This window comes from Fictibacillus sp. 5RED26, assembly GCF_015903895.1.
In the GTDB taxonomy this organism is placed as follows: Bacteria; Bacillota; Bacilli; order Bacillales; family Fictibacillaceae; genus Fictibacillus; species Fictibacillus phosphorivorans.
Window position 1 is genome coordinate 675,425 of sequence record NZ_JACZDU010000002.1, and the last position, 25,214, is coordinate 700,638.

Genomic DNA, 25,214 nt, shown 5'->3' on the forward strand with positions numbered 1-25,214 from the left:
TGATGCAGGTGTCTTTTGCTGCAGATACAAAAAAGGAATTAACGCAGCTCGAACTGAAAGATTGCTGTAAAAAAGCAGAGTTAGCTGCCTTAATTCGAATGAATGGTTCCATCTCTTTCAGCAACAGAAAATTGATTCTGGATATCCCGACTGAAAATGCTGCTATTGCAAGAAGAATCTATACGTTGATCAAACGTGTATATCCTTATCACGTAGAGCTATTAGTACGAAAAAAGATGCGCTTGAAAAAGAATAATGTCTACATTGTACGTGTTTCAGAAGAATCAAGAGCATTGTTGGAAGATTTGAAGATTATTGACGGAGCATTTACGTTTACCCGCAACATTGCAGAGGAATTTAATAAGAAGAGCTGTTGTCGCCGTGCATACATGAGAGGTGCGTTCTTAGCAGGTGGGTCTGTAAACCACCCAGAGACAAGCTATCACCTAGAGATATTCTCTATGTATGAAGAGCATACGGTTGCATTAGCTGAACTGATGAACAAATTTGAACTTAAAGCAAAAGTTCTAGAACGCAAAAAAGGTTATATTATCTATTTAAAAGATGGCGAAAAGATTTCAGAGTTCCTGACACTGATCGGCGCTCATCACGCAGTATTATTTTTTGAAGATATTAGAATCTTAAAAGATATGCGTAACTCAGTGAACCGACTCGTAAACTGTGAGACAGCGAACCTCAACAAAACAGTAGGGGCTGCTATGAGACAGGTCGAGAACATTAAGTTTATTGACGAACAGGTAGGACTTGAGACACTTCCAGATAAGCTGCGCGAGATTGCGCAACTGAGAGTCACGCATCAAGAAATTACCCTCAAAGAGCTTGGCGAGATGGTATCATCAGGCCCTGTTAGTAAATCAGGTGTTAACCACCGATTACGTAAGATTGATGAAATCGCTACGAAGATTAGAAACGGTCAACCCATCCATTGATGTTTTTCATAGAGAGATAAGGTTAGAGGAGGTAAGGTAGAATGGTTGAAAAGAAAGTAACCGTGCAGTTGAAGAGTGGACTGCAAGCACGCCCAGCGGCATTGTTCGTTCAAGAAGCAAACCGTTACACATCTGATGTATTTGTTGAGAAGGAAGGCAAGAAAGTGAACGCAAAGAGCATCATGGGAATCATGAGCTTAGCTGTAGGATCTGGCAGTGAACTTGTACTCGCTGTTGATGGCCCTGATGAGAACGAAGCTGTTGAAGCCCTAGCAGCTTTTGTTTCCAAAGCAGAATAACGGGGGTCTGACCCCATACAATTACAAAACTGGTGATTTGTCCTTTCCATAAGGACAAATCACCAGTTTTTTTGATTTTGCAGGGTTGGCCCACACCGTTCACTCTATATACTGTTAAAGAGGAAAAAGGGAGGCGATTATTTTGCATCACACAAGTTTTATGCATGACTGGTCGTTTGCCGCAGGATTAACGATTCTAAATATCCTTCTGACACTTTATCTGATTAAACCTCGAAGAAGTTCTGTACGTTTGATTTTCTGGGTTTTAATGTTGATTTTTATCTTTCTTTATCCTTTAGCATTGGCAGGATTTTCGTTGCAATATCCAGCAAGTTCAGGACTGTTTCTCGGCCTCGCTTTTATGATTACGATTATATTTAGTCTTATCTTATTTTTTAGTGTCTGCTGGGTGTGGGTGATTCGGCATTCTTTTATCGATAAATGAACCTTAGGAAAAAGCATTCAATATTATTCGATTTTCTATTTCAAATACATCTCATTTCAAAAAGAGATCTACTCATTTGAGAGTTGACAGAAAAGGGGTAACCCTATATATTAATCACTAATCAGGAGAATAGTTAGAGTTGAGATGAGTGGAGAAAAGAGAGCATAGTTTGAGCTGAGTTGAGAGTATTTTAATCCTCCGATTAAACCTCTTTCTTAGTTTATTTATGATGCAAACATCAGCCTCCGCTGTAACAAGCGAGAGGTTTTTATTTTTTGAAAGAGGTGAAAATAACATGTTTATACCAAATATAGAGGAAGTCGTTTCTCTATCAAAAGAAAACTTTAATGTGATTCCAATCGGTTTTACTTACCTATCTGACCATGAAACGTGCATTTCTCAGTTTGAGAGAGTCCGTCATGAAGAACATGCTTTTCTGCTTGAAAGTGTTGAAGGTGGGGAGCGTTGGGCGAGGTATTCGTATATTGGCCGAAAGCCGTTCTTAGTGGTGTCATCATCAGGAAAGACAGTAGATATCACGTTTATAAATGATAATAAAAGTATACAAAAGCACGGTTCTCCGTTAGATATCGTGAAAGACTACGTATCAAGATACAAATCTCCTAAACACTCTTCTCTGCCTCCGTTCACTGGAGGTGCTGTTGGCTTTTTCGGCTATGATCTGATTCATACGTTTGAAAATGTCCCAAGGCCAAAATCTCCATCTGAACAAGAACATGAAATGGAATTTTTGTTCACAGATGAAGTCATCGTATTCGACCATCTGAAACAAAAAACAACGATTGTATGCAATCTGCACGTTTCTCCTGATGATAGTGAAAACAACTTACACGAAAAATATGAACAAGTGTGCGATAGAATTCGTAGAACGTATGAAGAGCTGCAGCAGCCCGCAAAAATGAAAGCTGTTCAGACTGAATTTCCTTTATCGGAAATGAAAAAAAACGAGGTTCGTTCTTCACATACAAAAGAAGAATTTTGTAACATGGTGAAGCAAGCGAAGGAATATATCAAAACTGGAGATGTTTTTCAGGTCGTATTATCACAGCGATTCGAACAGGAAACCGAAGCGGACCCGTTCGATGTGTATCGACTTCTGCGATCGATGAATCCTTCGCCATATATGTATTATTACAAATCGAAGGACGCGTATATCGTGGGTGCTTCCCCAGAGCTTCTTGTAAAAGTGGATGATGGATGTGTGGAGAACAGACCGATCGCAGGAACACGTCCAAGAGGCAAGACGCTTCAGGAGGATTTGGCTTTTGAGCAAGACTTGCTTGCTGATGAAAAAGAACGAGCAGAGCATGTTATGCTTGTTGATCTAGGAAGAAACGATGTAGGAAGAGTGAGCGAATACGGAACTGTAGAACTAGATTCATATATGGAGATCGAGCGATATTCACATGTGATGCATATGGTTTCACACGTGACAGGAAAGTTGCAGAAAGATAAGGACTTTTTCGATGCGCTGCGCTCTTGTATGCCGGCGGGAACCGTTTCAGGTGCACCAAAGGTCAGGGCCATGCAGATTATTTCTGAACTAGAGCAACAGTCACGAGGTGTTTACGGAGGAGCCATCGGGTACTTAGGATTTAACGGCCAGATGGACTCTTGTATTGCCATACGGACAATCGTATTTCAGGATGGCAAAGCCTACGTCCAAGCAGGTGCAGGCGTGGTTGCCGATTCGGTTCCTGAGCGAGAGTACGAAGAAACGGTCAATAAAGCAAAAGCTATGCTGAAAGCAATCGAGGGGGGGACAGACCCCAGACAAATACAAACCCCCGTTTTGTCTATTCGGTGAAGACACTCACGACATTAATAATCAACTCATTGAACCATTGATTCATTAAGCTGTAAAACAATCATAATCTGAGCAGATTGCTATTATCAAAAGCTGAAAATGGATATACTGTCCCTTATATTCTTTTCATATTTCCAAACTCAAAGGGGCGAGTATAGATGAAAGCTTTAATGCTTGAAGACAAAAACATGTGGCGTGAGATGAAGGTTCAGGAAACGGAAAAACCTACTCCTGGACCAGGTGAAGTCTTGATTCAAATTAAGGCAGCTGGTTTGAACCCTGTTGACTATAAAACGGCAACTCACGGAAACCCAGCATGGAACTACCCTCACATCCTTGGTGTTGACGCAGCGGGGATTGTTGAGGAAACAGGTGAAGACGTTTCTGAATTCAAACAGGGAGATCGTGTATTCTTTCATGGGAATTTCATGAAACATGGCGGTTTTGCTGAGTATGCTGTGACAACGGCTCATTCTTTGGCTAGAATTCCTGATGAGCTTTCATTTGAAGAGGCAGCGGCTCTTCCTTGTGCAGGGATGACAGCGTATCAAGCACTTTTTAGAAAGATGAACCTTCAACAAGGGGAGACCATCTTAATTCACGGTGGAGCTGGTGGTGTCGGTGGATTTGCAATCCAGTTGGCTAAACAAATCGGAGCTACCATCATCACAACGTGTTCGCCTGAAAATGAGGAATATGTAAAAAGTCTTGGAGCCGATCACGTAATTTTTTATAAAACAGAAGACGTTCATGCTCGTGTTATGGAACTTACGAGCGAAGTTGGAGTCGATGCGGTCCTTGACACGGTTAGCCGTGAGAATGCCACGGAATCATTAAAAAGCATCGCCTTTAACGGACGCATTGCTTTTATTGCAGGAAACCCAGATTATTCGGCTGTAAAGCCTTTCAGTCAGGCTCTTTCTTTTCATGAAATCGCGTTAGGAGCTGCTCATTTCTCAAATTCAATAAAAGCTTTAAAAGATTTAGCGACCATGAACGAAGAATTAGCACAACTTGTCGTCGAAGGGAAAATTTCCGCGATGATCTCTGAAAAAATCTCGTTGGAAGAAGTACCGGCAGGACTGGTCAAACTTTCAGAAAGACATGTAAAAGGAAAAATCGTAGCTGTTTTATAAACCACAAAAAAACTGGACTGCAGATCTGCAGTCCAGTTTTTTTATTACCTTACTTATTTTTTAATATCTGTGCTGTCTACAGATGTGATTAGTTTATCAACCAATCCGTATTTAACCGCATCTTCTGCAAGCAAGAAGTTATCACGGTCTGTGTCGCGCTCGATGACTTCAAGCGGCTGACCTGTTTTTTCAGAAAGGATCTTGTTCAGCTGTTCGCGCATCTGGATGATACGACGAGCGTGAATTTCGATATCACTTGCTTGACCACGTGTTCCTCCAAGAGGTTGGTGAATCATAACTTCAGAGTTAGGTAGCACATAACGCTTTCCTTTTTCCCCTGCAGCAAGCAAGAAGGCACCCATAGATGCAGCCATACCGATACAGATCGTGGAAACGTGCGGCTTGATGAAGTTCATCGTGTCATAGATCGCCATACCAGCTGTGATCGAACCACCTGGGCTGTTTATGTATAACGAGATGTCTTTATCAGGATCTTCAGCAGCTAAGAATAGAAGTTGTGCTACGATTGAGTTTGAAACATTATCGTCGATCGCACTGCCAAGCATAATAATACGGTCTTTTAATAGACGGGAGTAGATATCGTAAGCGCGCTCCCCACGGTTCGTTTGTTCAATTACTGTTGGAATTAAGTTCATGGAAATCCTCCTTCTCCTTTTTCAAGTTAAACTGTACTGTCATCATACAAAAAAGGTCAAACAAGGTCAAACGATATGCTGTATGTAACTCATTTCGCCAGCAATGCTCAATATCCTTCTTACACCTTATGTATGGGCTATCATCATAATGCCCGCTATATGCAGGATTTTAAACCTCTACATGTGAAAACAATACCCTTAAATGAGAAAAATAAGCTTTAGTTTTCGTTTTTAATCTCGATATAGGCGGTTTCTAAGTTGCGGATGCGACGTACGATCTCACTGTTTTTGTTAAGATTATCATTAATAAGAGTGCCGACGATCGAACGGTAGTAGGCATTCATCGCATGAGTCTTCGTGAAAACATCTTTATTGCGCTCTATGTATTGCTGGAAATTCTCTTTAAAATAAGGGACTGAAAATGCTTCGCTCACTCGTTGTTCCTCCTTCATTCGTAAAACCCATTCTAAAAGGTCCATGTTCTTTATCTATCATAGCCTATCTTAATGTCTGTGCAAAAGGATAATAAAATTTGTATCCCTTGTTTTGACAATTGAGTTTTAGCATGTTATAGTTAATTCAACCATTTACGTTGTGAATATCTTTTGGATTTAAAGCGGTCGTACTTTTTGAATAAGAAGTGGAACACTTAAAATCCACTTCAGAATTATTCAGATGAGTGCGAATTTTTTTTGCCTTTTTATTTACATAGTAAGTCGGTTAAAAGAGTTAAAACGCTTACATAGCGTTTGTAAGGAGGAAACACCCATGCAAAATGGTAAAGTAAAATGGTTCAACGCTGAGAAAGGTTTCGGCTTCATCGAAGTTGAAGGCGGAAACGACGTATTCGTTCACTTTTCTGCGATTCAATCAGAAGGCTTCAAGTCTCTTGAAGAAGGACAAGAAGTATCTTTCGAAATCGTTGATGGCGAGCGTGGACCGCAAGCTGCTAACGTAACAAAACTTTAATAGTAAAGTTTAAAATGCCAGACTGCCTTCGGGCGGTGCTGGCATTTTTTTGTTGGCTGAAGATCTTAAGAAGTCTTTGTAATCTAGTATGTATGCAGAGCTAGCTGTCTTCCTCACAAATACAAATTCATAGGATTTGTATTTGTGTGGGGTCAGACCCCAAATTTTGTAGGATGTATAGCGCTTACATCTGTAGTATGATGAAGGAATAGGGGGGATTTAGAATGGAAATGGGTTTGTTTCAACAACAGAGCATGAACCTTGTCATGACAACTGAATTGCGCCAGGCCATTGCCATCTTACAAGTTCCCAGTTATGAACTGACATCATATCTTCAAGAACAGGCATTAGAGAATCCGCTTATTGAAATTTCAGAACCAAAGGGCATGTTCACGACTTTGAAGAAAAGCGTGCGGAAAAATGGAATCAATGGCCGCTCAGATGCACAGCAACCACTCGAGCATCTGATCATAGAGAAAGAAACCTTGTACGACTACCTTTATAAACAATCGATCCTTCTGCCGATCCAAGAACAGGATCGAAGAATATTTCAATACTTACTGCTCAGTGTAGACGAGAGCGGGTATCTCACCGTCTCCTCTGAGGATACGGCACATCGGTTTCAAACAACAGTTGAAAAATGTGAGGAGCTTATCTCGCTCCTTCAAACGTTAGAGCCTGTTGGAATCGGTGCACGAGATCTAAGAGAGTGTCTGTTGCTTCAACTTCAAGAACAACATCAAGAACATACAATAAGCTACATAATCGTAGATCAGTATTTAGACCAGCTAGCAGAGCGTAAGATGAAATGGCTATCAACTCATCTAAACGTAACACCACAAGAAGTAGAAGCAGCGGCGGATTTTCTTCAAACACTTGATCCTCGACCAGGCGCTGCATACGCTCCTGCCAACGATCAAGCGTATTTATATCCAGATGTCTCTGTAACAGAAGAGAACGGAAAATTTCACATTGCTGTTAACGAGCAATACTCACCAATGCTGAAGCTGAACGAAAGCTATGGCACACTCTTAAACGGAAAAAACGCAACATCGAAATTTTTAGATGATTCTTTCCAAAAGTTTAATTGGTTGAAAAAGGCTCTAGAACAAAGAAAAGAAACGCTCCTTAACATAACAAATGAGATCGTCAGAGTACAAGAGAAGTATTTTTTAACATTCGATCGATCGGATATGGTACCACTCACTTTAAAAGAAGTGGCAGACGAAATCGGGGTACACGAATCCACGGTAAGTCGAGCTGTCAAAAATAAAGTAATTCAAACATCAAAAGGTGCAGTGGAGCTTAAATCCTTTTTTACAGCTAAAATCTTTACACAAGATGGCGGCAGCGTTTCTGCAACTTCCGCCAAATGGGAAATTAAGAAATTGGTAGAGAACGAAGATAAAACCAAACCTTTATCAGACCAGATACTTGCCTCTCTTTTAGAAAAGAACAGCGGTCTCTCGATATCCCGAAGAACGGTTGCGAAATATCGGGAAGAATTAAACATACCATCTTCTTCAAAACGGAAACGGTATACCTCTTAAACTAAGGTCTTTTCCTCACGGAGAAGTCCTTTTTGTTTGGCTAGCCAATGCCACTAGAAAGGTGAGACACTGATACATAACGTACGGGTGTGGCTCACTGATTACCCGTGGAAAGCGGGCATCAGCAACGGAAATCAACTGCTTTTAAAATCAACGATGAATACAAAACAGCCTAATAAAAAATGAAGGAGCACTAAAAATGGGTGAAAAAAAAGTCATACTTTATACGAAAATACATTGTCCACTTTGTGATGAGGCACATAAACTATTACAGAAGCTGCAGCAGGAGATCTCGTTCACCATAGAATCGATCGACATCTATCAAGATGATCTCCTTCTTGAAAAATACGGACTGATGATTCCTGTTATTGAAGTCGAAGGGAAAGAAATCGACTACGGAATGATCTCGGAAAGTAAAGTAAAGAAAGCGCTTACTAATTTTTAATAAGTAAAAGTTGTTGAAATGTAGTGAGACTATTTGATAATATAAACTTGCCAGAGAGAAATTCGACACTTTTATGACAAAAAGTGAAGTCTGGCACGTTTTAAAAGATCACTTTCAGGGTAATCTACAATAGGTAATATTGGGACTTGGGTCAAACCAAGTTATTTTCTTAAGCTAATGGGACAAAAAATGACTAGCCGGGACATAAAAAGTCCAACGGGGTTTGTCATCAAAAAATTCCAGAGAGCTTAATCGTTCATCTCATTGAATCAGGAGAAATGTGCAATGAAAAAACTTATAGAGATACAAAAGAAGTTGCTGCCAGATCTTCTAGAAACGATGCGAAAGCGATACAACGTTTTAAACGTGGTGAGAATTCATGAACCTATTGGAAGAAGAAGTTTAGCATCAACCTTGAACCTGACAGAACGCGTACTGCGCTCAGAAGTTTCGTTTCTAAAAGATCAAGGACTTCTAAACATTCAGACCGCTGGCATGTCATTAACATCAGAGGGACATGATATTTTACTAGAGCTTTCTGAGATGATGAAAGAATTGTCTGGTTTGCATGTTTTAGAATCAAAACTTAAGGAAATGTTAAATCTGTCAGAAGTCATCGTAGTACCAGGTGATAGTGATCAAGATGTGTGGGTAAAAAATGATATGGGTAAGGCTGCAGCAGACCGATTAAAGCGTCAGCTATCAGCGAAGAACGTTATCGCTGTAACGGGTGGAACAACACTCGCTTCAGTAGCAGAGATGATGTCACCTATACAAAAGGGACAACAGTTATTGTTTGTTCCTGCCCGAGGCGGACTTGGTGAAAAGGTTGAGAACCAAGCGAACACCATTTGTTCCACGATGGCTCAAAAAGCCAATGGGGAATACAGGCTTCTTCATCTACCTGATCAGTTGAGTAAAGAAACGTATCTATCTTTGATGGCTGAGCCAGGTGTGAAAGAAGTCATGGAGCTCATACACTCCGCTGGTATAGTGCTTCACGGGATTGGCGATGCTAAAACAATGGCAGTACGTCGAAACTCAAATCCATCCGTTCTACAAAAGCTGGAGAAAGAAAAAGCTGTTGCAGAAGCATTCGGCTATTACTTTGATCAGCAGGGTGAAGTGGTTCACCGCGTGCGCACGATTGGCTTGCAGCTAGATGAGCTGCAGAATAGTGATTTCATCATGGCTGTAGCAGGCGGATCATCTAAATCCGATGCGATCGCAGCATTCATGAAACACGGTCCGAAAAAGGTTTTAATCACGGACGAAGGAGCTGCCCGACAATTATTGGGACGCTCGTAAGTTCATTTTCAATTCGTTATTAAGGGGATTTCCCTTTATATAAAAAATAAATTCTCTCTTAAATCAAGGAGGTCATTTTACATGGCAACAAAAATTGGTATTAATGGTTTCGGTCGTATTGGCCGTAATGTATTCCGCGCAGCATTCAACAACCCTGAGGTAGAAGTTGTAGCTGTAAACGACTTAACAGATGCTGACACTCTTGCTTTCCTATTAAAGCATGACACAGTACACGGCAAATTCGCTGGTTCTGTTGAAGTTAAGGAAAACGCACTTATTGTAGATGGCAAAGAAATCAAAGTTTTAGCTGAGCGCGATCCAGCACAACTTGGCTGGGGAGACCTTGGTGTAGAAGTAGTTGTTGAATCAACTGGACGTTTCACTAAGCGTGCAGACGCTGCTAAACACTTAGAAGCTGGCGCTAAAAAAGTAATCATTTCTGCTCCTGCTTCTGATGAGGATATCACTGTAGTTCTTGGTGTAAACGAAGACAAGTACGATGCAGCTAGCCACGATGTTATCTCTAACGCATCTTGTACAACGAACTGTCTTGCACCATTCGCAAAAGTTCTTCACGAGAAATTCGGCGTGAAGCGCGGTATGATGACAACTGTTCACTCATACACAAACGATCAGCAAATTCTAGATCTTCCACATAAAGATCTTCGTCGTGCTCGTGCGGCAGCTGAGAACATCATTCCAACTTCAACTGGTGCTGCTAAAGCAGTTTCTCTAGTGCTTCCTGAACTTAAAGGTAAGCTAAATGGTATGGCAATGCGTGTTCCAACTCCAAACGTATCTCTAGTTGACTTAGTTGTTGAACTTGACAAAGAAGTTACTGTTGACGAAGTAAACGCAGCACTTAAAGCTGAAGCTGAAGGCAACCTTAAAGGAATCCTTGGCTACTCTGAAGAGCCGCTTGTATCTACTGACTACAATGGCGACACTCACTCTTCTACAATCGATGCTCTTTCCACGATGGTTATGGAAGGAAACATGGTTAAAGTTGTATCTTGGTACGATAACGAAACTGGATACTCAAGCCGCGTTGTAGATTTAATTGACTATATCGCTAAAAAAGGACTTTAATAGATAGAGAAGAACAATAAGGAGGGGGAGAAGTCGTTTCAAACAGGCTTCTACTCCTCTTTCCCATGTAAAACCTGGGGATTGTCGTTTCTTTAATCTTTTTACTAGTCAGGAGGCTGCATGTACTTATGAACAAAAAAAGTGTTCGTGACATCGATCTAAAAGGCAAAGTCGTATTTTGCCGTGTTGATTTTAACGTACCAATGAAAGATGGAAACATTACGGATGAAACGCGTATCAACGCTGCTCTTCCTACCATCAAATACTTAACAGAGCAAGGCGCTAAAGTTCTTTTAGCAAGTCATTTAGGACGTCCAAAAGGACAAGTTGTTGAAGAGCTTCGTCTAACTCCTGTAGCAGAACGTTTAAGCGAGCTTCTTGGTAAAGAAGTTGTAAAAACGGATGAAGCTTACGGCGAGGAAGTTGAAAAGGCAGTTGCTAACCTAGAAGAAGGCGGCGTGATCTTACTTGAGAACGTTCGTTTTTACCCAGGAGAAGAGAAGAACGATCCTGAATTAGCACAAAAATTTGCTGCACACGCTGATGTGTACGTAAACGATGCATTTGGAGCAGCTCACAGAGCGCACGCTTCAACAGAAGGGATCGCGAAACATCTTCCTGCTGTTTCCGGTTTGTTGATGGAAAAAGAACTTGAAGTGCTAGGAAAAGCTCTATCGAATCCTGACCGTCCTTTCACTGCCATCATCGGTGGTGCAAAAGTTAAGGATAAGATTGACGTAATCGATAATCTATTAGACAAAGTAGACAACCTGATCATCGGCGGTGGTTTAGGGTATACATTCATTAAGGCGCTTGGCCATGATGTAGGGAAGTCTCTTTTAGAAGAAGATAAGATTGAAACGGCTCGCGGTTTCATGGAAAAAGCTAAAGAAAAAGGCGTGAACTTCCTGATTGCTGAGGATGTTTTAGTAGCTGACGACTTTTCGAACGATGCTAACACGAAAGTAGTAGCGATCGATTCTATCCCATCTGATTGGGAAGGGCTTGATATCGGAACAAAAACGATCGAAAAGTACGTAAAGGTTATTAAAGAATCGAAGCTTGTAATATGGAACGGACCGATGGGTGTGTTTGAGATCGACGCATTCGCAAACGGTACTCGTTCAGTAGCAAACGCACTAGCAGAAGCAACTGACACGTACAGCGTTATCGGCGGTGGAGACTCAGCTGCAGCGGTAGAGAAATTTGGTCTTGCTGATAAAATGAGCCACATCTCAACAGGCGGCGGCGCTTCCCTTGAGTTCATGGAAGGTAAAGAGCTTCCAGGCGTAGTAGCTTTAAACGACAAGTAAGATTTTGTGCGCGGTCGATTTCCGCTTCAGGTGCTTCGCTTTCCGCGGGGCAGGCGGTGAGCCACTTGCCGCTTTGCCCACTAAGTGTCTCACCTGACCGCTTGTCCCGCAGGAGTCTCGCACCTTACACTCCAATCGACTTATCAATGAAGCTACTGTAAAACTGACTGCTTTAACTTTTAGTACTACTCTAAAAGAAACACTTTTAAGAGGTGAAAAGAATGCGTAAACCTATTATTGCAGGTAACTGGAAAATGAATAAAACTTTAACAGAGGCACGCAGTTTTGTAGAAGAAGTGAAAGGTCTTGTGCCTTCAGCTGAAACTGTAGACTCTGTAATCTGTGCTCCTGCTTTGTTCCTTGACAGCTTAGCAGACGAGTCAGAAGGTACACCACTTGCGATCGGTGCACAAAACATGCACTTTGAAGAGAGTGGTGCGTTCACAGGTGAAATCAGCCCTGTTATGCTAAAAGATCTTAACGTTCAATATGTGATCTTAGGACATTCTGAGCGTCGTGAACTTTTTAGTGAAACAGATGAGCTTGTTAACCAAAAGACACATGCAGCATTCAAACATGGTCTGACTCCAATCGTATGTGTTGGTGAAACGCTTGAACAGCGTGAAGCAGACAAGACGAAGGATGTTGTTAAACAACAGACTGAAAAAGGTTTATCTGGATTAACAGATGAGCAGATAAAACAAACGGTTATCGCATACGAGCCAGTTTGGGCGATCGGAACAGGCAAAACAGCTTCTTCTGAAGACGCGAACGAAGTATGTGCTTACATCCGCAGTGTTGTAGCAGAGCAATTCTCTCAAGATGTTGCAGATGCAGTTCGTATTCAATACGGCGGCAGTGTGAAGCCTGACAACATTAAAGAATTAATGGGTATGTCTGATATTGATGGCGCTTTGGTTGGCGGAGCTAGCCTGGAGCCAAAATCTTACCTTCAGCTTCTGGAGGGCGTTAGCCGATGAGTAAAAAACCAGTAGCTTTAATCATCTTAGACGGTTTTGCTTGCCGTAATGAAGACAAAGGTAATGCTGTTGCACAAGCGAAAAAGCCCAACTTTGACCGCTACTGGGAAACGTATCCGCACGCTCAACTAACAGCTAGTGGGGAAGCCGTTGGACTTCCTGAAGGTCAAATGGGTAACTCAGAAGTGGGTCACTTAAACATTGGTGCAGGACGTATCGTCTACCAAAGTTTGACTCGCGTGAACCTATCGATCAAAGAAGGAGATTTTTACGAAAATCAAACGTTTATTGATGCGATGGACCATGTGAAAAAAACTGGTAAAGCACTTCATATCTTTGGATTGCTTTCTGATGGTGGTATTCACAGCCATATCGAACACATTCTTTCACTATTAGAACTAGCTAAAAAGCAGAACGTGGAAAAGGTATATCTGCACGGATTCTTGGACGGGCGTGATGTACCACCGCAATCGGCTAAAGGTTATATTCAAAGAACAGTGGACAAGATGAATGAACTCGGTGTTGGTGAGATTGCAACACTTTCTGGCCGCTACTATTCCATGGACCGTGATAAGCGTTGGGACCGAGTTGAAAAATCATACCGCGCTATGGTTTATGGTGAAGGACCAGATTACAAAGATCCATTTGAAGTTGTTGAAGATTCATACAGCAATGGCGTTCATGATGAATTCGTTCTTCCTTCTGTTTTAAAACAAGAGAACGGTGAGCCTGTTGCGACTGTTCAAGATGGAGATGCAGTCATCTTCTGTAACTTCCGTCCTGACCGTGCGATCCAAATCTCACAAGTGTTTACGAACGAAGATTTCCGTGGATTTGATCGCGGAGAAGCGTTCCCGAAAAACCTTCACTTCGTCTGTTTAACACACTTCAGTGAAACAGTGGATGGGAATGTAGCGTTCAAACCTACAAACCTAGATAACACATTGGGTGAAGTTTTATCACAACAAAACTTTAAACAGCTTCGTATTGCCGAAACTGAAAAGTACCCACACGTAACGTTCTTCTTTAGTGGAGGACGTGAAGCAGAGTTTCCTGGTGAGACGCGTATCTTGATCGACTCGCCTAAAGTGGCAACGTACGATTTAAAGCCTGAGATGAGTGCTTATGAAGTTACGGATGCGCTTGTAGGAGAGATTGAAGCAGATAAGCACGATGCGATTATCTTAAACTTTGCCAACCCTGATATGGTAGGTCACTCAGGTATGCTTGAGCCTACGATTAAAGCGGTTGAAACGGTGGATGAGTGTTTAGGAAGAGTGGTTGATGCGATCCTTGCAAAAGGGGGAGCAGCGATCATTACAGCTGACCATGGTAATGCTGATGAAGTGATTACGATGGAAGGCAATCCGATGACAGCTCATACAACAAATCCTGTTCCTGTAATTGTGACACAAGAAGGATTGAAACTGCGTCAAGACGGAATCTTGGCCGATCTTGCACCAACAGTTTTAAACCTTTTAGGTGGAGAACAACCAAAAGAAATGACAGGTAAATCATTAATTAAATAAGTTTATTTTACGGAATATGTACAGAGCCTCTTGTGCATAGTGCTCGAAATACCTTATTCTCAAATTACATTTTCTTTTAAAAAGGAGAGACAAATATGTCAGCTATTATTGAAATTTATGCTCGCGAAGTTCTAGACTCTCGCGGTAATCCAACAGTTGAAGTAGAAGTTTACACAGAATCAGGTGCTTTTGGACGCGCAATCGTTCCATCTGGTGCTTCTACAGGTGAATACGAAGCAGTTGAGCTTCGTGATGGCGACAAAGAGCGTTACCTTGGAAAAGGTGTTATGAACGCTGTAAACAACGTAAACGAAAACATCGCTCCAGAACTTATCGGTTTTGATGTACTTGACCAAGTTGGAATCGACCAAACGTTGATCGAGCTTGATGGTACTGAAAACAAAGGTAAGCTAGGCGCTAACGCAATCCTTGGTGTTTCCATGGCTGTTGCACATGCTGCTGCTGATTTCTTAAACGTACCTCTTTACATGTACCTTGGAGGATTCAACTCTAAAACTCTTCCAGTTCCTATGATGAACATCTTAAACGGTGGAGAGCATGCGGATAACAACGTAGACATTCAAGAATTTATGGTAATGCCTGTTGGTGCTGAAAGCTTCCCTGAAGCACTTCGCATGGGTACTGAAATCTTCCACAGCTTAAAAGCAGTTCTTAAAGAAAAAGGATTGAACACAGCTGTAGGTGACGAAGGTGGATTCGCTCCAAACCTTGGTTCGAACGAAGAAGCTCTTCAAACAATCATGGAAGCGATCGAAAAAGCTGGTTACAAGCCAGGTGAAGAAGTTCGCCTTGCAATGGACGTTGCTGCTTCTGAATTGTTCAACAAAGAAGACGGAAAATACCACCTTTCTGGTGAAGGTGTTGTTAAGACTTCTGAAGAGATGGTTGCATTCTACGAAGATCTTGCTAACAAATATCCGATCGTTTCAATCGAAGACGGTCTTGACGAGAACGACTGGGATGGTTTCAAACTATTAACAGAGCGTATCGGTGACCGCGTACAGCTTGTTGGTGACGACTTGTTCGTAACAAACACAACTAAGCTTGCTGAAGGTATCGAAAAAGGAATCGGTAACTCTATCCTTATCAAAGTTAACCAAATCGGTACGTTGACTGAAACGTTCGACGCGATCGAAATGGCTAAACGTGCTGGTTACACAGCAGTTATCTCTCACCGTTCAGGTGAATCAGAAGATAGCACAATCGCTGACATCGCTGTTGCGACAAACGCTGGACAAATCAAAACAGGTGCTCCTTCACGTACAGACCGTGTTGCGAAGTACAACCAACTTCTTCGCATCGAAGACGAGCTAGGCAACCTTGCTGTATACCCAGGAATGAACGCATTCTACAACCTTAAAAAATAATTGGGGTCTGACCCCAAACAAAGACAAACTCGCCATTTTGTCTTTGTGAAAAAGACAAGCCCCCGGATCAAGCACTAGAAGTGCTGATTCGGGGGCTGTCTTCATTTTTAAACGGGTAAAGCATACTCTGCTGCTTATCGAGAGCGATTGTTAGAATGAAGGATAGTAACAATGAGCATTGAGAAACTGATCATGAGCGACATCGTTTCAAAAACAGTCATCTTTGATCCCTCCAATCGTGTTACCCTTAAGATTCGTAAAAGCAGGGTTGTCCTATACCCCAAAAGAGAAAGATAGGTAATAAGGCTTGTCTTTCTGGCTTAAACGATTTCAGAATTAATTACATAAAGTGATTTATGGAGTTGTGATCGATTCGAGAGTTTTATGAGCGATTCTAAGATTTTGTGAGCGATTCTAAGATTTTGTGAGCGATTCTAAGATTTTGTGAGCGATTCGAAAGATTTATGAGCGATTCCAAGACGTTGTGAGCGATTCTAAAACCTCACAAACCTTCTCAGAATCTCTATATCACTGCAATCATTCACGAGCGTTCCAAGTTTCTTAAATCACCAAATACTTACCACTGCTCTTGCCGAATTTCTCACAACACCTCATAATCCTTCTATTTTTAACGAAAATCATTTAAAATGCATATAACAAGTACTTGCTTGATGTACGGGGGAATTTTTGATGAATGATAGTTTATACATACGCATAGAAGCTGGGGATCCTTATGACACGGGGAGCCTCATGCCATTAAAACCTGAAGGAGAAGCATTAGTCTTTGGACGCTCTTCTCAAACGAACGAAACAGATGTGTCATTTATCAGCCCTTATGTATCTCGAAAGCATGCTGAGATTTACATGCAAGATGGGGTATCTTTTATTCGAGATCTTGATTCAAAGCACGGAACGGCGCTCAATAATCAGCTGCTCGAGCCACATATGCCAAAACAGCTGCAATCTGGAGATGTGATCAGCTTGGCAAAGGGAGTTATTCTTTTAACCTATCTGAACACTCAAGAAGATCAATCAGATCTTACGATGGAGTTTACTTCACCTATTCAACCAGCAGAATCACAGATCACGAGTGGGTTGCATATCATTCCTGAACGCCGCCAGATTTCGATTGATGGTGAGCCTTTATTTCTGTCAGGAAAGCACACCGACCTTCTTGTATTTTTGTATCGAAAAAAGAATCAGGCAGTCAGCAGTGACGAAATAAAGATTCAAATATGGCCGGAGCGAATGGTTGCCGGTTCCAACGATATCCCTGACGTTGGAAATGATGAGATCAATGCACTTGTCTACCGACTCAGAAAGAAGCTTGGTCCGTACGGAGATGCTATCGTTACTGTCCCACGTTATGGATACATGTTGCAGATTAATTAAATAGAAACACTCCTAAGAGTCTGTTAGAACCCAATCGTTCTAATAGGCTTTTTTATTATAGTAAAAGGCTGTTTTCGTACTTTGTTGCTTTTGGAAGTGTTGATTTCCGTTCCAGGATGCTCGCTTTCCACGGGGCAGGCGGTGAGCCACATTCGTACGTTTCACTTTTAAGTGTCTCACCTGCCCGCCTGTCCCGTAGGAGTCTCTCACCTTCCACTACAATCAACAGTCAAAGAAGTAACTAAAAAGATTTAAAAGCAACAATCTTTTAGAAAACAGCCTAAAAAAACACAATCTAATTATCAGAAACTTATCATTTTCGTATGAGGAAAGAGTCATGATAAATCCATTTTAGAGTAGACAAAAAGAGAGTAAATTAAATAAAAAGAAAAAACTCCTTTTTAAAAAAGATGTTTCTTTTAAATAGGTGTGGTGAGGAAGTAATGAGGGTAGAGGAAACTAGACGGGATCGAAGAGGAAGATCATTTCGGTTTCGATTAATCAGAGCATTTATCATTCTACTATTTACGATTTTGTATATACGAACCTATGAACTGCAGATAACGAATGGAGAAAGAGCTCGTTTGAAATCTGAGACCTATAAAGATGTTGTGATCAAAAAATCCATTTTCAATGATAACTACTACTCGTCAAAAAAAGACACACCACTAGAAACAGACATAAAACATAACAAGTAACAGTAAAATGAAAATGGGGGATGTCCCCATTAATGCGAAGAGGGGATGTTTATGATGCAACCACTTAAACAAGAATCTTCGGATGGTGCAGAGAACAAACTGGAAAAATTGAATCCGATCAGCTTTATTGGAAAAGTGAAAGAAACCAATGGCCAAGTATTTACCATCTCTCATAAAAAAACGATGATGAAAGTAAAACTGGACGCTAAGACAGAGCTGCTCGATGGAGACAAGACGCTAGATATCGCGCCAGACGAAGCCGTGCAGCCAGGAGCTACCGTTCAAGTAGTTGGGATGTTAAACAAAAGACTGAATGTTATAAGAGCGGTTCGTCTCTATATTTTTCATAAAGAATTTGATATCAACTATTCAGGAACAAATTAATGAAGGTTCTGAAAAAAACTTTGCCTCGTCCCTTCAAGTTATGGTACATTTAGGGTAATGTAACGTGGAACGGTGGAGGTGTAACATACATGCTAACAGCAGCAAAAATCCTTCTTATTTTAGTATCAGTCGCATTAATCGTTGTCGTTGTTCTTCAATCAGGTCGTTCGGCAGGATTATCAGGTGCGATTACAGGTGGAGCTGAACAGCTTTTTGGTAAACAAAAAGCACGTGGAATCGACGCATTGCTAAGTAAGTTAACGATCATTCTTGCAGTGTTGTTCTTCATTCTAACAATATCAGTAGCATACTTTATTCCGATGAACTAAAGAACAGTCAAAAACAACAAGCGGTGAATGCCGCTTGTTGTTTTTTTAGTCTATAGAAACGCCGCATAACCTTTATGAGAGTGGTTGTGATATGATTTGTTACGAGGATAAAAGGGTAACCTATAGACAAAAAAGGTGGTAGCATGATCGGGTGTCTTTGTTTACACGGGTTCACAGGCGGACCATATGAGATCGAGCCAATTACTGAATATCTTGAAAAGCATACAGACTGGTTATTATCTGTGCCCACTTATCCTGGACACGGAACGGAACTCTCATTAAGAGGTAGAACACATACCGAATGGCTTCAAGAAGCGGAAAGTGCTTATTTAGAACTACGCGAAAAGGTTGAACAGATCTATATTGTCGGCTTTTCGATGGGCGGCATGATCGCGGGTTATCTAGCTTCCAAATATGGTTGCGACAAATTGATTCTGTTGAACGCAAGTGCATACTATCTCAATCCTGCACAGATGATTAAAGATATTGCCAATATGATGGTCTCTGGTCTGAACGGTCAACTAAGAGATCATGAATTATATAAGAGGTATAGAAAAAAGTTCCTTGATACACCTTTTAGAGCAACGAGAGAGTTTCAAAAGCTTGTAAGAATGATCAAACCTGAATTCTCACAAGTCTCAGCACCTACTTTAATCGTTCAAGGGGAATGTGACGGCCTTGTTCCTAAAAGAAGTGCTGAATATCTGTATGGAGCGATAGCAGCCTCTAACAAGCGTCTTTGTTATTTTAAACAATCCAAGCACATGATTTGTCATGATGTAGAGAAAGAAGAATTAATTCAAGAAGTATATCAATTTTTAATGAATGAATAGGAGAGGTACAACATGAAAATCGCAGCACCAAAACCGTTTTTCTTTGAAGGTGGAAAGCGGGCAGTCTTAATGTTACATGGGTTCACAGGCAGTTCAGCCGATGTACGAATGATGGGGAGATTTCTGCAGAAGAAGGGCTACACATGTCACGCTCCTCAGTATAAAGGACACGCCGTTCCTCCTGAAGAATTAGTACACACAGGGCCCAAAGACTGGTGGGAAGATGTGATTGGCGGCTATAATCATCTAAAAGAAAAAGGCTACGACGAGATTGCTGTTTGCGGTCTTTCGTTAGGTGGAGTATTCTCTTTAAAACTTGCTACGGACCACCCTGTAAAAGCCGTTATTCCGATGTGCGCACCGATGTCCATCAAGAGTGAAGAAGTGATGTATAAAGGGGTTTGTGCGTACGCTGAAGAATATAAAAAGCGTGAACAGAAAACACCAGAACAGATTCAAGAAGAGATGGAAGAATTCAAAAAAACACCAATGAACACGTTAAAAGCTCTACAAGACCTTATTCAAAGTGTAAGAAATTCGGTAGATCTCGTATATGCACCTACCTTTGTTGTGCAGGCTAGAAATGATGAAATGATAAACACGGATTCTGCAAATATTATCTATGATGAAGTAGAAAGTGAAACGAAAGATTTAAAGTGGTATGAAAACTCATCACACGTTATTACATTAGACAAGGAAAAAGAACAGCTGCATGAAGATGTTTATGCTTTCTTAGAAGACCTTGATTGGTCAGAATAGAACCTTTTCCTTAAAAAGGAGGTCAGTTTTTGGATAAACTGCAAATACTCCAGATCATGAAAGAATCGGAAAAACCGATGTCAGTAACAGAGATTGAAGAAGCTCTTCAACTTCCTGACGCTGAAGCTTTCAAGAAACTGGTTTTAACACTTAACGAACTAGAAGATGAAGGTTCTGTCGTTCGAACACGTACGAACCGATATGGATTGCCTGAAAAAATGAGCCTAATTAAAGGCCGCGTTCAAGGTCACGCAAAAGGTTTTGCGTTTCTTATTCCTGAAGACTCTGAACAAAAAGATGTGTATATCTCACAATCTGATATGAATGGTGCGATGAGTGGAGACACGGTGCTCGTACGCCTCAACCAAACCTCTTCAGGATCACGTCCTGAAGGTACGATTATTCGTATTTTAGAGCGAGGGGTTACAGAGGTTGTCGGAACGTTCCAAGAGAGCCGTAAATTCGGTTTTGTTGTGGCTGATGATAAACGGATCCCAAATGACATCTTTATCCCGGCAGACGGCGTTAACGGAGCTGTAGAAGGACATAAGGTGCTTGTGAAGATCACAAAATATCCTGAAGGCAAAAACAGTGCCGAAGGAGAGATCATCCACATCATCGGACATAAGAACGATCCAGGGGTAGATATCATCTCTGTTATCTTCAAACATGGACTGCCAAGAGAGTTTCCAGTTGAAGCACTCGAGCAAGCTCATAACACACCAGATGAGATCGATCCAAAAGATATTGAAGGACGTCGCGATCTTCGAAATGAAACGATCGTCACGATTGATGGAGCAGACGCGAAAGATTTGGATGATGCGGTTCATGTGATCAAGCTGCCTAACGGTCATTATAAGCTTGGCGTACATATCGCAGATGTTACGCACTATGTAACCGAAGATTCTCCGATCGATAAAGAAGCGCAAGAGCGCGGTACAAGTGTGTACTTAGTCGATCGTGTTATCCCGATGATCCCACATCGTCTATCGAACGGTATCTGTTCATTGAACCCGAAAGTAGATCGCTTAACGATCTCATGTGAGATGGAGATTAACCACGATGGTGAGGTCATTAAACATGAAATCTTCCCGAGTGTGATCAAAACAACAGAACGAATGACGTATACAGATGTTCGTAAAATTTTGCAGGATGAAGACGAAACAGTTAACAAGAAATACGAGTCACTCATTCCTTTCTTTAAGCTGATGGGAGAGCTTGCTGAAGTTCTTCGTAAAAAACGTTTTGCACGCGGTGCGATTGACTTTGATTTCTCTGAAGCAAAAGTACTCGTAGACGAAAACAGCGATCCACAAGATGTTGTTCTTCGCGAGAGATCAGTCGCAGAAAAACTGATCGAAGAATTCATGCTTTGTGCGAATGAAACTGTAGCTCAGCATTTTCACGAGCTCGAGCTTCCGTTCATGTACCGAATCCATGAAGATCCTGATGAAGGCAAATTAGAGCGTTTCTTAGAGTTCATCGGTATGTTTGGTTATGCGTTAAAAGGCACCGCGAGCGATATTCACCCGCGAAGCCTTCAACAGTTACTAGAAACCGTAAAAGGCGAACCGGAAGAAATGGTGATCTCAAAGATCATGCTTCGTTCCATGAAGCAAGCGAAATATGATCATATGTCACTGGGTCACTACGGATTAGCGACAGAGTTCTATACACATTTCACGTCACCGATTCGTCGTTACCCAGACTTGATCGTACACCGCCTCATCCGTACGTACCTGTTTAAAAAAGACACAGGACCAAAAACAGTCAGTCATTGGAAAGCGGAACTTCCAGGGATCGCTAAACATTCATCCGCGATGGAACGCCGTGCCGTTGATGCGGAACGCGAAACAGATGAGCTGAAAAAATCACAGTTCATGCTTGATAAGATCGGGGAAGAGTTTGATGGCGTGATCAGCTCTGTGACGAACTTTGGATTGTTCGTTGAACTTCCGAACACGATTGAAGGACTCGTACATGTTAGCTACTTAACAGACGACTACTACCGATTTGATGAGAAGTTTATGGCGATGATCGGTGAGCGAACAGGTAACGTGTTCCGAATCGGTGATGAGATTTCTATCCGAGTTGCGAACGTAAATGTAGATGAACGCGCGATTGATTTTGAAATCGTCGGAATGAAAGGAACACCTCGTAAACGCTTTAAAGATCGCCAGAAAGTGATCGATATTGGGGATACACCAAAACGCGGAAGAGGAAGAAGAAGCAAGAACCGCACGAGTGAATCTGAGCGTTCAAGCGGCCCTCAAGATTCAAAGAAGGGGAAGAAAAAGCCTTTCTATAAACCAGTAGCTAAGAAAAAAGGCAAGAAAAAGAAGAAATAATAAGCATGTTCAGTCAAGGTTCATCTATAGTGGTGAACCTTGACGTTATTTGACCATATTGCTATAATTAAACTTCACTTGCTGTGGGGAGGATTGAGTTTTACATGCCAAAAGGAGAAGGGAAAGTAGTCGCACAGAATAAGAAAGCGCGGCACGATTACCACGTCGAAGAAACATTTGAAGCAGGAATTGTCCTTCAGGGCACGGAGATTAAATCCATTCGCGCAGGCAGGGCTAATCTAAAAGATTCTTTCGCACGTGTGCAAAACGGCGAGTTGTTTCTACACAACATGCACATTAGCACATACGAGCAAGGAAATCGGTACAACCATGATCCACTTCGTACGCGTAAGTTGCTTTTACACCGCAAAGAGATCAATAAGCTGTTAGGTGCTACTAAAGAACAAGGATATTCGATTGTTCCTTTGAAAATGTATCTGAAGAATGGTTTTGCGAAGCTTTTGATCGGACTTGCAAAAGGGAAGAAGCATTACGATAAGCGTGACGATCTGAAGAAGAAGGATGCGAAGCGAGAAATTGAACGTGCATTCCGAGATCGACAAAAAGATTAATTGGTTCCTTTTACAGGATGTTACAATTGAGACGATGAAGCAAAAATGTTATACTGAGTACACAAGTGAATAGAAGCGATTGAGCTTTTATCTCTTTCCGAGGTTCGGCAGAATTAAGTTTCTGCTTACCATTTTATAATGGGGACGTTACGGATTCGACAGGGGTAGTTTGAGCTTAAGTTGCGAGTCGAGGGGGTCGGCCTCGTTAAAACGCCACAGCCAATAACTGGCAAACAAAACAACAACTTAGCTTTAGCTGCGTAATAGCACTTTAGCTGTTCCTCCCTCCATCGCCCATGTGGTAGGGTAAGGGACTCACTCTTAGTGGGCTACGCCGGTTGTCCTCCGCCTGAGGACGATGGAAGAGAATAATCAGGCTAGCGGTCCAGGCGCCTGTCGGCTGGCAGACGGATCCGCGAAACGCGAATAAACCGACTACACTCGTAGAAGCTTAAGTGCCAATATCTTTGGACGTGGGTTCGATTAATAATTAGTCGCCTTATGTGGTAACACATAAGTGATAATTCGGCTTTATCGGTGAAACCTAACCAACGTTTATCGTTGCAAGGCAATGCCGAGCGGTATGTGGAGCAATCCAACAGCCGTGTATCGACTTATAGGCTGCCATTCTGGTAGTACTAGGATACGAAATTTGCTTTGAATCTCAAGTAAAATTATATTTCGTATAATACGCCGAAGGACCTGATTCTTCAGGTTCAAGATATAGTCAGTGCCATGACGAAAGCATGGAATAACATGTCCCACCGTCTCCACCATACATAGGTGGATAACAGGACTTGCCCATTAGGGTGAGTCCTTTTTTGTATGCTAAATTTGGGTAAATGTCGATATAATTTGATTTTCGCCGATATATTTTAATTCTTGCCGATATAATTCGAAATTTGCAGATAAAATACTCATTCTCGCCGATATAACAAAAAAGTTGCCGATATCTTATTTCCTCAAAGGAGTTTGCATGTAAACTCAAGAATTATACTTAAGATAATCAAGAAAGGAGTTAGACCTTGATCATCAAAAAACGAACAAAGCCGATTAAGTTATTTAAGTTTGAGGCACTATTTAGACGACTTGATCTTGATCATCCAAAAAGACAAATTGCTTCTGAAACATATGCAAAAAATATCGCTGGATATCGAGGTGAGCGTTCATTAGATTTTCCGCTAAGTTTTTTACCCGAACAGAAGTACCATATCTTTCATGACCTTCGTCTATATGATGGGGCACATTACTTCCAGATTGATTGCCTCCTGTTATCCTCAAATTTCATGATTATCATCGAAGTAAAAAACATAACTGGAACTCTTATTTTTGACTCAACATTTAATCAGTTGATCAGGATCAATGATAATAAGGATGAAAGAGCGTTCAGCAGTCCAATAATTCAAGTAAATAGACATGTAGAGCAACTTCAAAAGTGGCTTGCCTTTTATAAATATCCTTCCATTCCAATCGAACCGCTTGTAATTATCGGAAATGATAAATCAGTAATCAAATCCACTGAAAAAGAAAAATCTCACACTCTCTCCCAATTCGTATTACCTTTCTATGTTTTGCCTGAAAAAATAAAAGAACTTGAGGTCAGACACACCAATCATCTCCTTACTAAGGAATCTCATCATAATCTTTCCTTACAACTTCAATTACAACACCATCCACTAAAATTCAATATTCTTCAGCATTTCCAAATCTCAGAAAGTGATTTAATAAAAGGAATTCAGTGTACGAATTGTAAATTATATAGTATGCACAGAACGTTTGGTACATGGGCTTGTTCTAGATGTATGACCACTTCTAAAGACGCTCATATACAAGCCCTACATGATTATTACTTGCTAATTGGAAATACGATAAATAACCGCCAAATGAATGATTTCCTCCATATCAACTCACCTCATATAACGAAACACCTTTTAAACTCACTATGTTCTAAAACAATCGGAACGAATAAAGGCAGAAAATATGAACTAACCTTCAATTTTGAATAATTTCATTC

Annotated in this window: 26 protein-coding genes and 1 other RNA gene; 24 read left to right on the forward strand and 3 right to left on the reverse strand. The window is 41.3% G+C overall.

What is annotated here, in order from left to right:
- Positions 1 to 8: 8 nt before the first annotated feature.
- The 5 genes from whiA to IHV10_RS11615 all read left to right on the forward strand — a co-directional run bounded on the left by whiA (position 9) and on the right by IHV10_RS11615 (position 4,658).
- Positions 9 to 950 carry a DNA-binding protein WhiA gene (whiA, locus tag IHV10_RS11595; RefSeq protein ID WP_191752265.1) on the forward strand — a complete coding sequence of 314 codons (942 nt, stop codon included), beginning with the start codon at positions 9 to 11 and terminating at the stop codon, positions 948 to 950.
- Between the two features lie 41 nt (positions 951 to 991).
- Positions 992 to 1,249: an HPr family phosphocarrier protein gene (locus IHV10_RS11600; RefSeq protein WP_066397607.1), complete on the forward strand. Its 258-nt coding sequence runs from the start codon at positions 992 to 994 to the stop codon at positions 1,247 to 1,249.
- Positions 1,250 to 1,391: 142 nt separating this feature from the next.
- Entirely contained in the window at positions 1,392 to 1,694 is a 303-nt protein-coding gene (locus IHV10_RS11605; protein WP_197129339.1) for a hypothetical protein, read from the forward strand.
- 295 nt (positions 1,695 to 1,989) lie between these two features.
- Complete coding sequence (gene trpE, locus IHV10_RS11610; protein WP_197129342.1) at positions 1,990 to 3,522, forward strand: anthranilate synthase component I; 1,533 nt, start codon at positions 1,990 to 1,992, stop codon at positions 3,520 to 3,522.
- 158 nt (positions 3,523 to 3,680) lie between these two features.
- Positions 3,681 to 4,658, forward strand: coding sequence for a zinc-binding dehydrogenase (locus IHV10_RS11615; protein WP_197129345.1), 978 nt, complete (start codon positions 3,681 to 3,683; stop codon positions 4,656 to 4,658).
- Between the two features lie 53 nt (positions 4,659 to 4,711).
- Here IHV10_RS11615 and clpP read toward each other — a convergent pair whose 3' ends face one another.
- Positions 4,712 to 5,314, reverse strand: coding sequence for an ATP-dependent Clp endopeptidase proteolytic subunit ClpP (gene clpP, locus IHV10_RS11620; protein ID WP_137791692.1), 603 nt, complete (start codon positions 5,312 to 5,314; stop codon positions 4,712 to 4,714).
- A 218-nt stretch (positions 5,315 to 5,532) separates the two neighbouring features.
- Entirely contained in the window at positions 5,533 to 5,748 is a 216-nt protein-coding gene (yvfG, locus tag IHV10_RS11625; RefSeq protein ID WP_066245683.1) for a protein YvfG, read from the reverse strand.
- A gap of 334 nt (positions 5,749 to 6,082) precedes the next feature.
- On the opposite strand from yvfG, the gene cspD reads away from it, so the two are divergent.
- The 9 genes from cspD to eno all read left to right on the forward strand — a co-directional run bounded on the left by cspD (position 6,083) and on the right by eno (position 15,885).
- Complete coding sequence (gene cspD, locus IHV10_RS11630) at positions 6,083 to 6,283, forward strand: cold-shock protein CspD (RefSeq protein ID WP_066245685.1); 201 nt, start codon at positions 6,083 to 6,085, stop codon at positions 6,281 to 6,283.
- A 224-nt stretch (positions 6,284 to 6,507) separates the two neighbouring features.
- Positions 6,508 to 7,833, forward strand: coding sequence for an RNA polymerase factor sigma-54 (gene rpoN, locus IHV10_RS11635; protein WP_197129348.1), 1,326 nt, complete (start codon positions 6,508 to 6,510; stop codon positions 7,831 to 7,833).
- 199 nt (positions 7,834 to 8,032) lie between these two features.
- Positions 8,033 to 8,278 carry a glutaredoxin family protein gene (locus IHV10_RS11640; protein ID WP_197129352.1) on the forward strand — a complete coding sequence of 82 codons (246 nt, stop codon included), beginning with the start codon at positions 8,033 to 8,035 and terminating at the stop codon, positions 8,276 to 8,278.
- A gap of 285 nt (positions 8,279 to 8,563) precedes the next feature.
- Positions 8,564 to 9,586 (forward strand): sugar-binding transcriptional regulator, encoded by a 1,023-nt coding sequence (locus IHV10_RS11645; RefSeq protein ID WP_197129355.1) that lies wholly within the window; start codon positions 8,564 to 8,566, stop codon positions 9,584 to 9,586.
- 81 nt (positions 9,587 to 9,667) lie between these two features.
- The gene (gene gap, locus IHV10_RS11650; protein WP_066397583.1) at positions 9,668 to 10,675 is read left to right on the forward strand and encodes a type I glyceraldehyde-3-phosphate dehydrogenase; all 1,008 of its coding nucleotides are present in this window, start codon (positions 9,668 to 9,670) and stop codon (positions 10,673 to 10,675) included.
- A gap of 128 nt (positions 10,676 to 10,803) precedes the next feature.
- Entirely contained in the window at positions 10,804 to 11,988 is a 1,185-nt protein-coding gene (locus IHV10_RS11655) for a phosphoglycerate kinase (protein ID WP_137791696.1), read from the forward strand.
- Positions 11,989 to 12,209: 221 nt separating this feature from the next.
- Entirely contained in the window at positions 12,210 to 12,968 is a 759-nt protein-coding gene (gene tpiA, locus IHV10_RS11660; protein WP_197129359.1) for a triose-phosphate isomerase, read from the forward strand.
- Positions 12,965 to 14,497 carry a 2,3-bisphosphoglycerate-independent phosphoglycerate mutase gene (gpmI, locus tag IHV10_RS11665; protein WP_197129362.1) on the forward strand — a complete coding sequence of 511 codons (1,533 nt, stop codon included), beginning with the start codon at positions 12,965 to 12,967 and terminating at the stop codon, positions 14,495 to 14,497. The genes tpiA and gpmI overlap by 4 nt, the downstream gene beginning before the upstream one ends.
- Before the next feature lie 95 nt (positions 14,498 to 14,592).
- Positions 14,593 to 15,885, forward strand: coding sequence for a phosphopyruvate hydratase (gene eno, locus IHV10_RS11670; protein WP_197129365.1), 1,293 nt, complete (start codon positions 14,593 to 14,595; stop codon positions 15,883 to 15,885).
- Positions 15,886 to 16,019: 134 nt separating this feature from the next.
- Here eno and IHV10_RS23115 read toward each other — a convergent pair whose 3' ends face one another.
- Positions 16,020 to 16,106 (reverse strand): putative holin-like toxin, encoded by an 87-nt coding sequence (locus IHV10_RS23115; RefSeq protein ID WP_225218726.1) that lies wholly within the window; start codon positions 16,104 to 16,106, stop codon positions 16,020 to 16,022.
- 469 nt (positions 16,107 to 16,575) lie between these two features.
- Between IHV10_RS23115 and IHV10_RS11675 the strand changes: the two genes are divergently transcribed.
- From IHV10_RS11675 to IHV10_RS11720, 10 genes are all read left to right on the forward strand, one after another.
- Complete coding sequence (locus IHV10_RS11675) at positions 16,576 to 17,277, forward strand: FHA domain-containing protein (RefSeq protein WP_197129368.1); 702 nt, start codon at positions 16,576 to 16,578, stop codon at positions 17,275 to 17,277.
- Positions 17,278 to 17,720: 443 nt separating this feature from the next.
- Positions 17,721 to 17,975: a hypothetical protein gene (locus IHV10_RS11680; RefSeq protein ID WP_197129372.1), complete on the forward strand. Its 255-nt coding sequence runs from the start codon at positions 17,721 to 17,723 to the stop codon at positions 17,973 to 17,975.
- 51 nt (positions 17,976 to 18,026) lie between these two features.
- Positions 18,027 to 18,359, forward strand: coding sequence for a hypothetical protein (locus IHV10_RS11685; RefSeq protein ID WP_197129375.1), 333 nt, complete (start codon positions 18,027 to 18,029; stop codon positions 18,357 to 18,359).
- An 89-nt stretch (positions 18,360 to 18,448) separates the two neighbouring features.
- Entirely contained in the window at positions 18,449 to 18,688 is a 240-nt protein-coding gene (secG, locus tag IHV10_RS11690) for a preprotein translocase subunit SecG (RefSeq protein WP_066397553.1), read from the forward strand.
- Positions 18,689 to 18,831: 143 nt separating this feature from the next.
- Positions 18,832 to 19,521, forward strand: coding sequence for an alpha/beta hydrolase (locus IHV10_RS11695; RefSeq protein ID WP_197129378.1), 690 nt, complete (start codon positions 18,832 to 18,834; stop codon positions 19,519 to 19,521).
- Positions 19,522 to 19,533: 12 nt separating this feature from the next.
- Entirely contained in the window at positions 19,534 to 20,280 is a 747-nt protein-coding gene (locus tag IHV10_RS11700; protein WP_197129381.1) for an alpha/beta hydrolase, read from the forward strand.
- Between the two features lie 56 nt (positions 20,281 to 20,336).
- Positions 20,337 to 22,628, forward strand: a complete 2,292-nt coding sequence (gene rnr / locus IHV10_RS11705) for a ribonuclease R (RefSeq protein WP_197129991.1) — start codon at positions 20,337 to 20,339, stop codon at positions 22,626 to 22,628.
- 104 nt (positions 22,629 to 22,732) lie between these two features.
- Positions 22,733 to 23,200: an SsrA-binding protein SmpB gene (smpB, locus tag IHV10_RS11710; RefSeq protein WP_197129384.1), complete on the forward strand. Its 468-nt coding sequence runs from the start codon at positions 22,733 to 22,735 to the stop codon at positions 23,198 to 23,200.
- Positions 23,201 to 23,348: 148 nt separating this feature from the next.
- Positions 23,349 to 23,686, forward strand: a transfer-messenger RNA (tmRNA) gene (gene ssrA, locus IHV10_RS11715).
- A gap of 539 nt (positions 23,687 to 24,225) precedes the next feature.
- Complete coding sequence (locus IHV10_RS11720; RefSeq protein ID WP_197129387.1) at positions 24,226 to 25,206, forward strand: nuclease-related domain-containing protein; 981 nt, start codon at positions 24,226 to 24,228, stop codon at positions 25,204 to 25,206.
- Positions 25,207 to 25,214 lie beyond the last annotated feature (8 nt).

Coding starts and splice junctions, on each gene's coding strand:
- clpP (WP_137791692.1), bottom strand. CDS start 5,314: ATGAACTTAATTCCAACAGTAATTGAACAAACGAACCGTGGGGAGCGC.
- IHV10_RS11600 (WP_066397607.1), top strand. CDS start 992: ATGGTTGAAAAGAAAGTAACCGTGCAGTTGAAGAGTGGACTGCAAGCA.
- secG (WP_066397553.1), top strand. CDS start 18,449: ATGCTAACAGCAGCAAAAATCCTTCTTATTTTAGTATCAGTCGCATTA.
- IHV10_RS11645 (WP_197129355.1), top strand. CDS start 8,564: ATGAAAAAACTTATAGAGATACAAAAGAAGTTGCTGCCAGATCTTCTA.
- gpmI (WP_197129362.1), top strand. CDS start 12,965: ATGAGTAAAAAACCAGTAGCTTTAATCATCTTAGACGGTTTTGCTTGC.
- IHV10_RS11615 (WP_197129345.1), top strand. CDS start 3,681: ATGAAAGCTTTAATGCTTGAAGACAAAAACATGTGGCGTGAGATGAAG.
- IHV10_RS11685 (WP_197129375.1), top strand. CDS start 18,027: ATGATGCAACCACTTAAACAAGAATCTTCGGATGGTGCAGAGAACAAA.
- cspD (WP_066245685.1), top strand. CDS start 6,083: ATGCAAAATGGTAAAGTAAAATGGTTCAACGCTGAGAAAGGTTTCGGC.
- rnr (WP_197129991.1), top strand. CDS start 20,337: ATGAAAGAATCGGAAAAACCGATGTCAGTAACAGAGATTGAAGAAGCT.
- trpE (WP_197129342.1), top strand. CDS start 1,990: ATGTTTATACCAAATATAGAGGAAGTCGTTTCTCTATCAAAAGAAAAC.
- eno (WP_197129365.1), top strand. CDS start 14,593: ATGTCAGCTATTATTGAAATTTATGCTCGCGAAGTTCTAGACTCTCGC.
- rpoN (WP_197129348.1), top strand. CDS start 6,508: ATGGAAATGGGTTTGTTTCAACAACAGAGCATGAACCTTGTCATGACA.
- IHV10_RS11680 (WP_197129372.1), top strand. CDS start 17,721: ATGAGGGTAGAGGAAACTAGACGGGATCGAAGAGGAAGATCATTTCGG.
- smpB (WP_197129384.1), top strand. CDS start 22,733: ATGCCAAAAGGAGAAGGGAAAGTAGTCGCACAGAATAAGAAAGCGCGG.
- tpiA (WP_197129359.1), top strand. CDS start 12,210: ATGCGTAAACCTATTATTGCAGGTAACTGGAAAATGAATAAAACTTTA.
- IHV10_RS11655 (WP_137791696.1), top strand. CDS start 10,804: ATGAACAAAAAAAGTGTTCGTGACATCGATCTAAAAGGCAAAGTCGTA.
- IHV10_RS11700 (WP_197129381.1), top strand. CDS start 19,534: ATGAAAATCGCAGCACCAAAACCGTTTTTCTTTGAAGGTGGAAAGCGG.
- IHV10_RS11640 (WP_197129352.1), top strand. CDS start 8,033: ATGGGTGAAAAAAAAGTCATACTTTATACGAAAATACATTGTCCACTT.
- IHV10_RS11695 (WP_197129378.1), top strand. CDS start 18,832: ATGATCGGGTGTCTTTGTTTACACGGGTTCACAGGCGGACCATATGAG.
- gap (WP_066397583.1), top strand. CDS start 9,668: ATGGCAACAAAAATTGGTATTAATGGTTTCGGTCGTATTGGCCGTAAT.
- IHV10_RS23115 (WP_225218726.1), bottom strand. CDS start 16,106: ATGACTGTTTTTGAAACGATGTCGCTCATGATCAGTTTCTCAATGCTC.
- IHV10_RS11675 (WP_197129368.1), top strand. CDS start 16,576: ATGAATGATAGTTTATACATACGCATAGAAGCTGGGGATCCTTATGAC.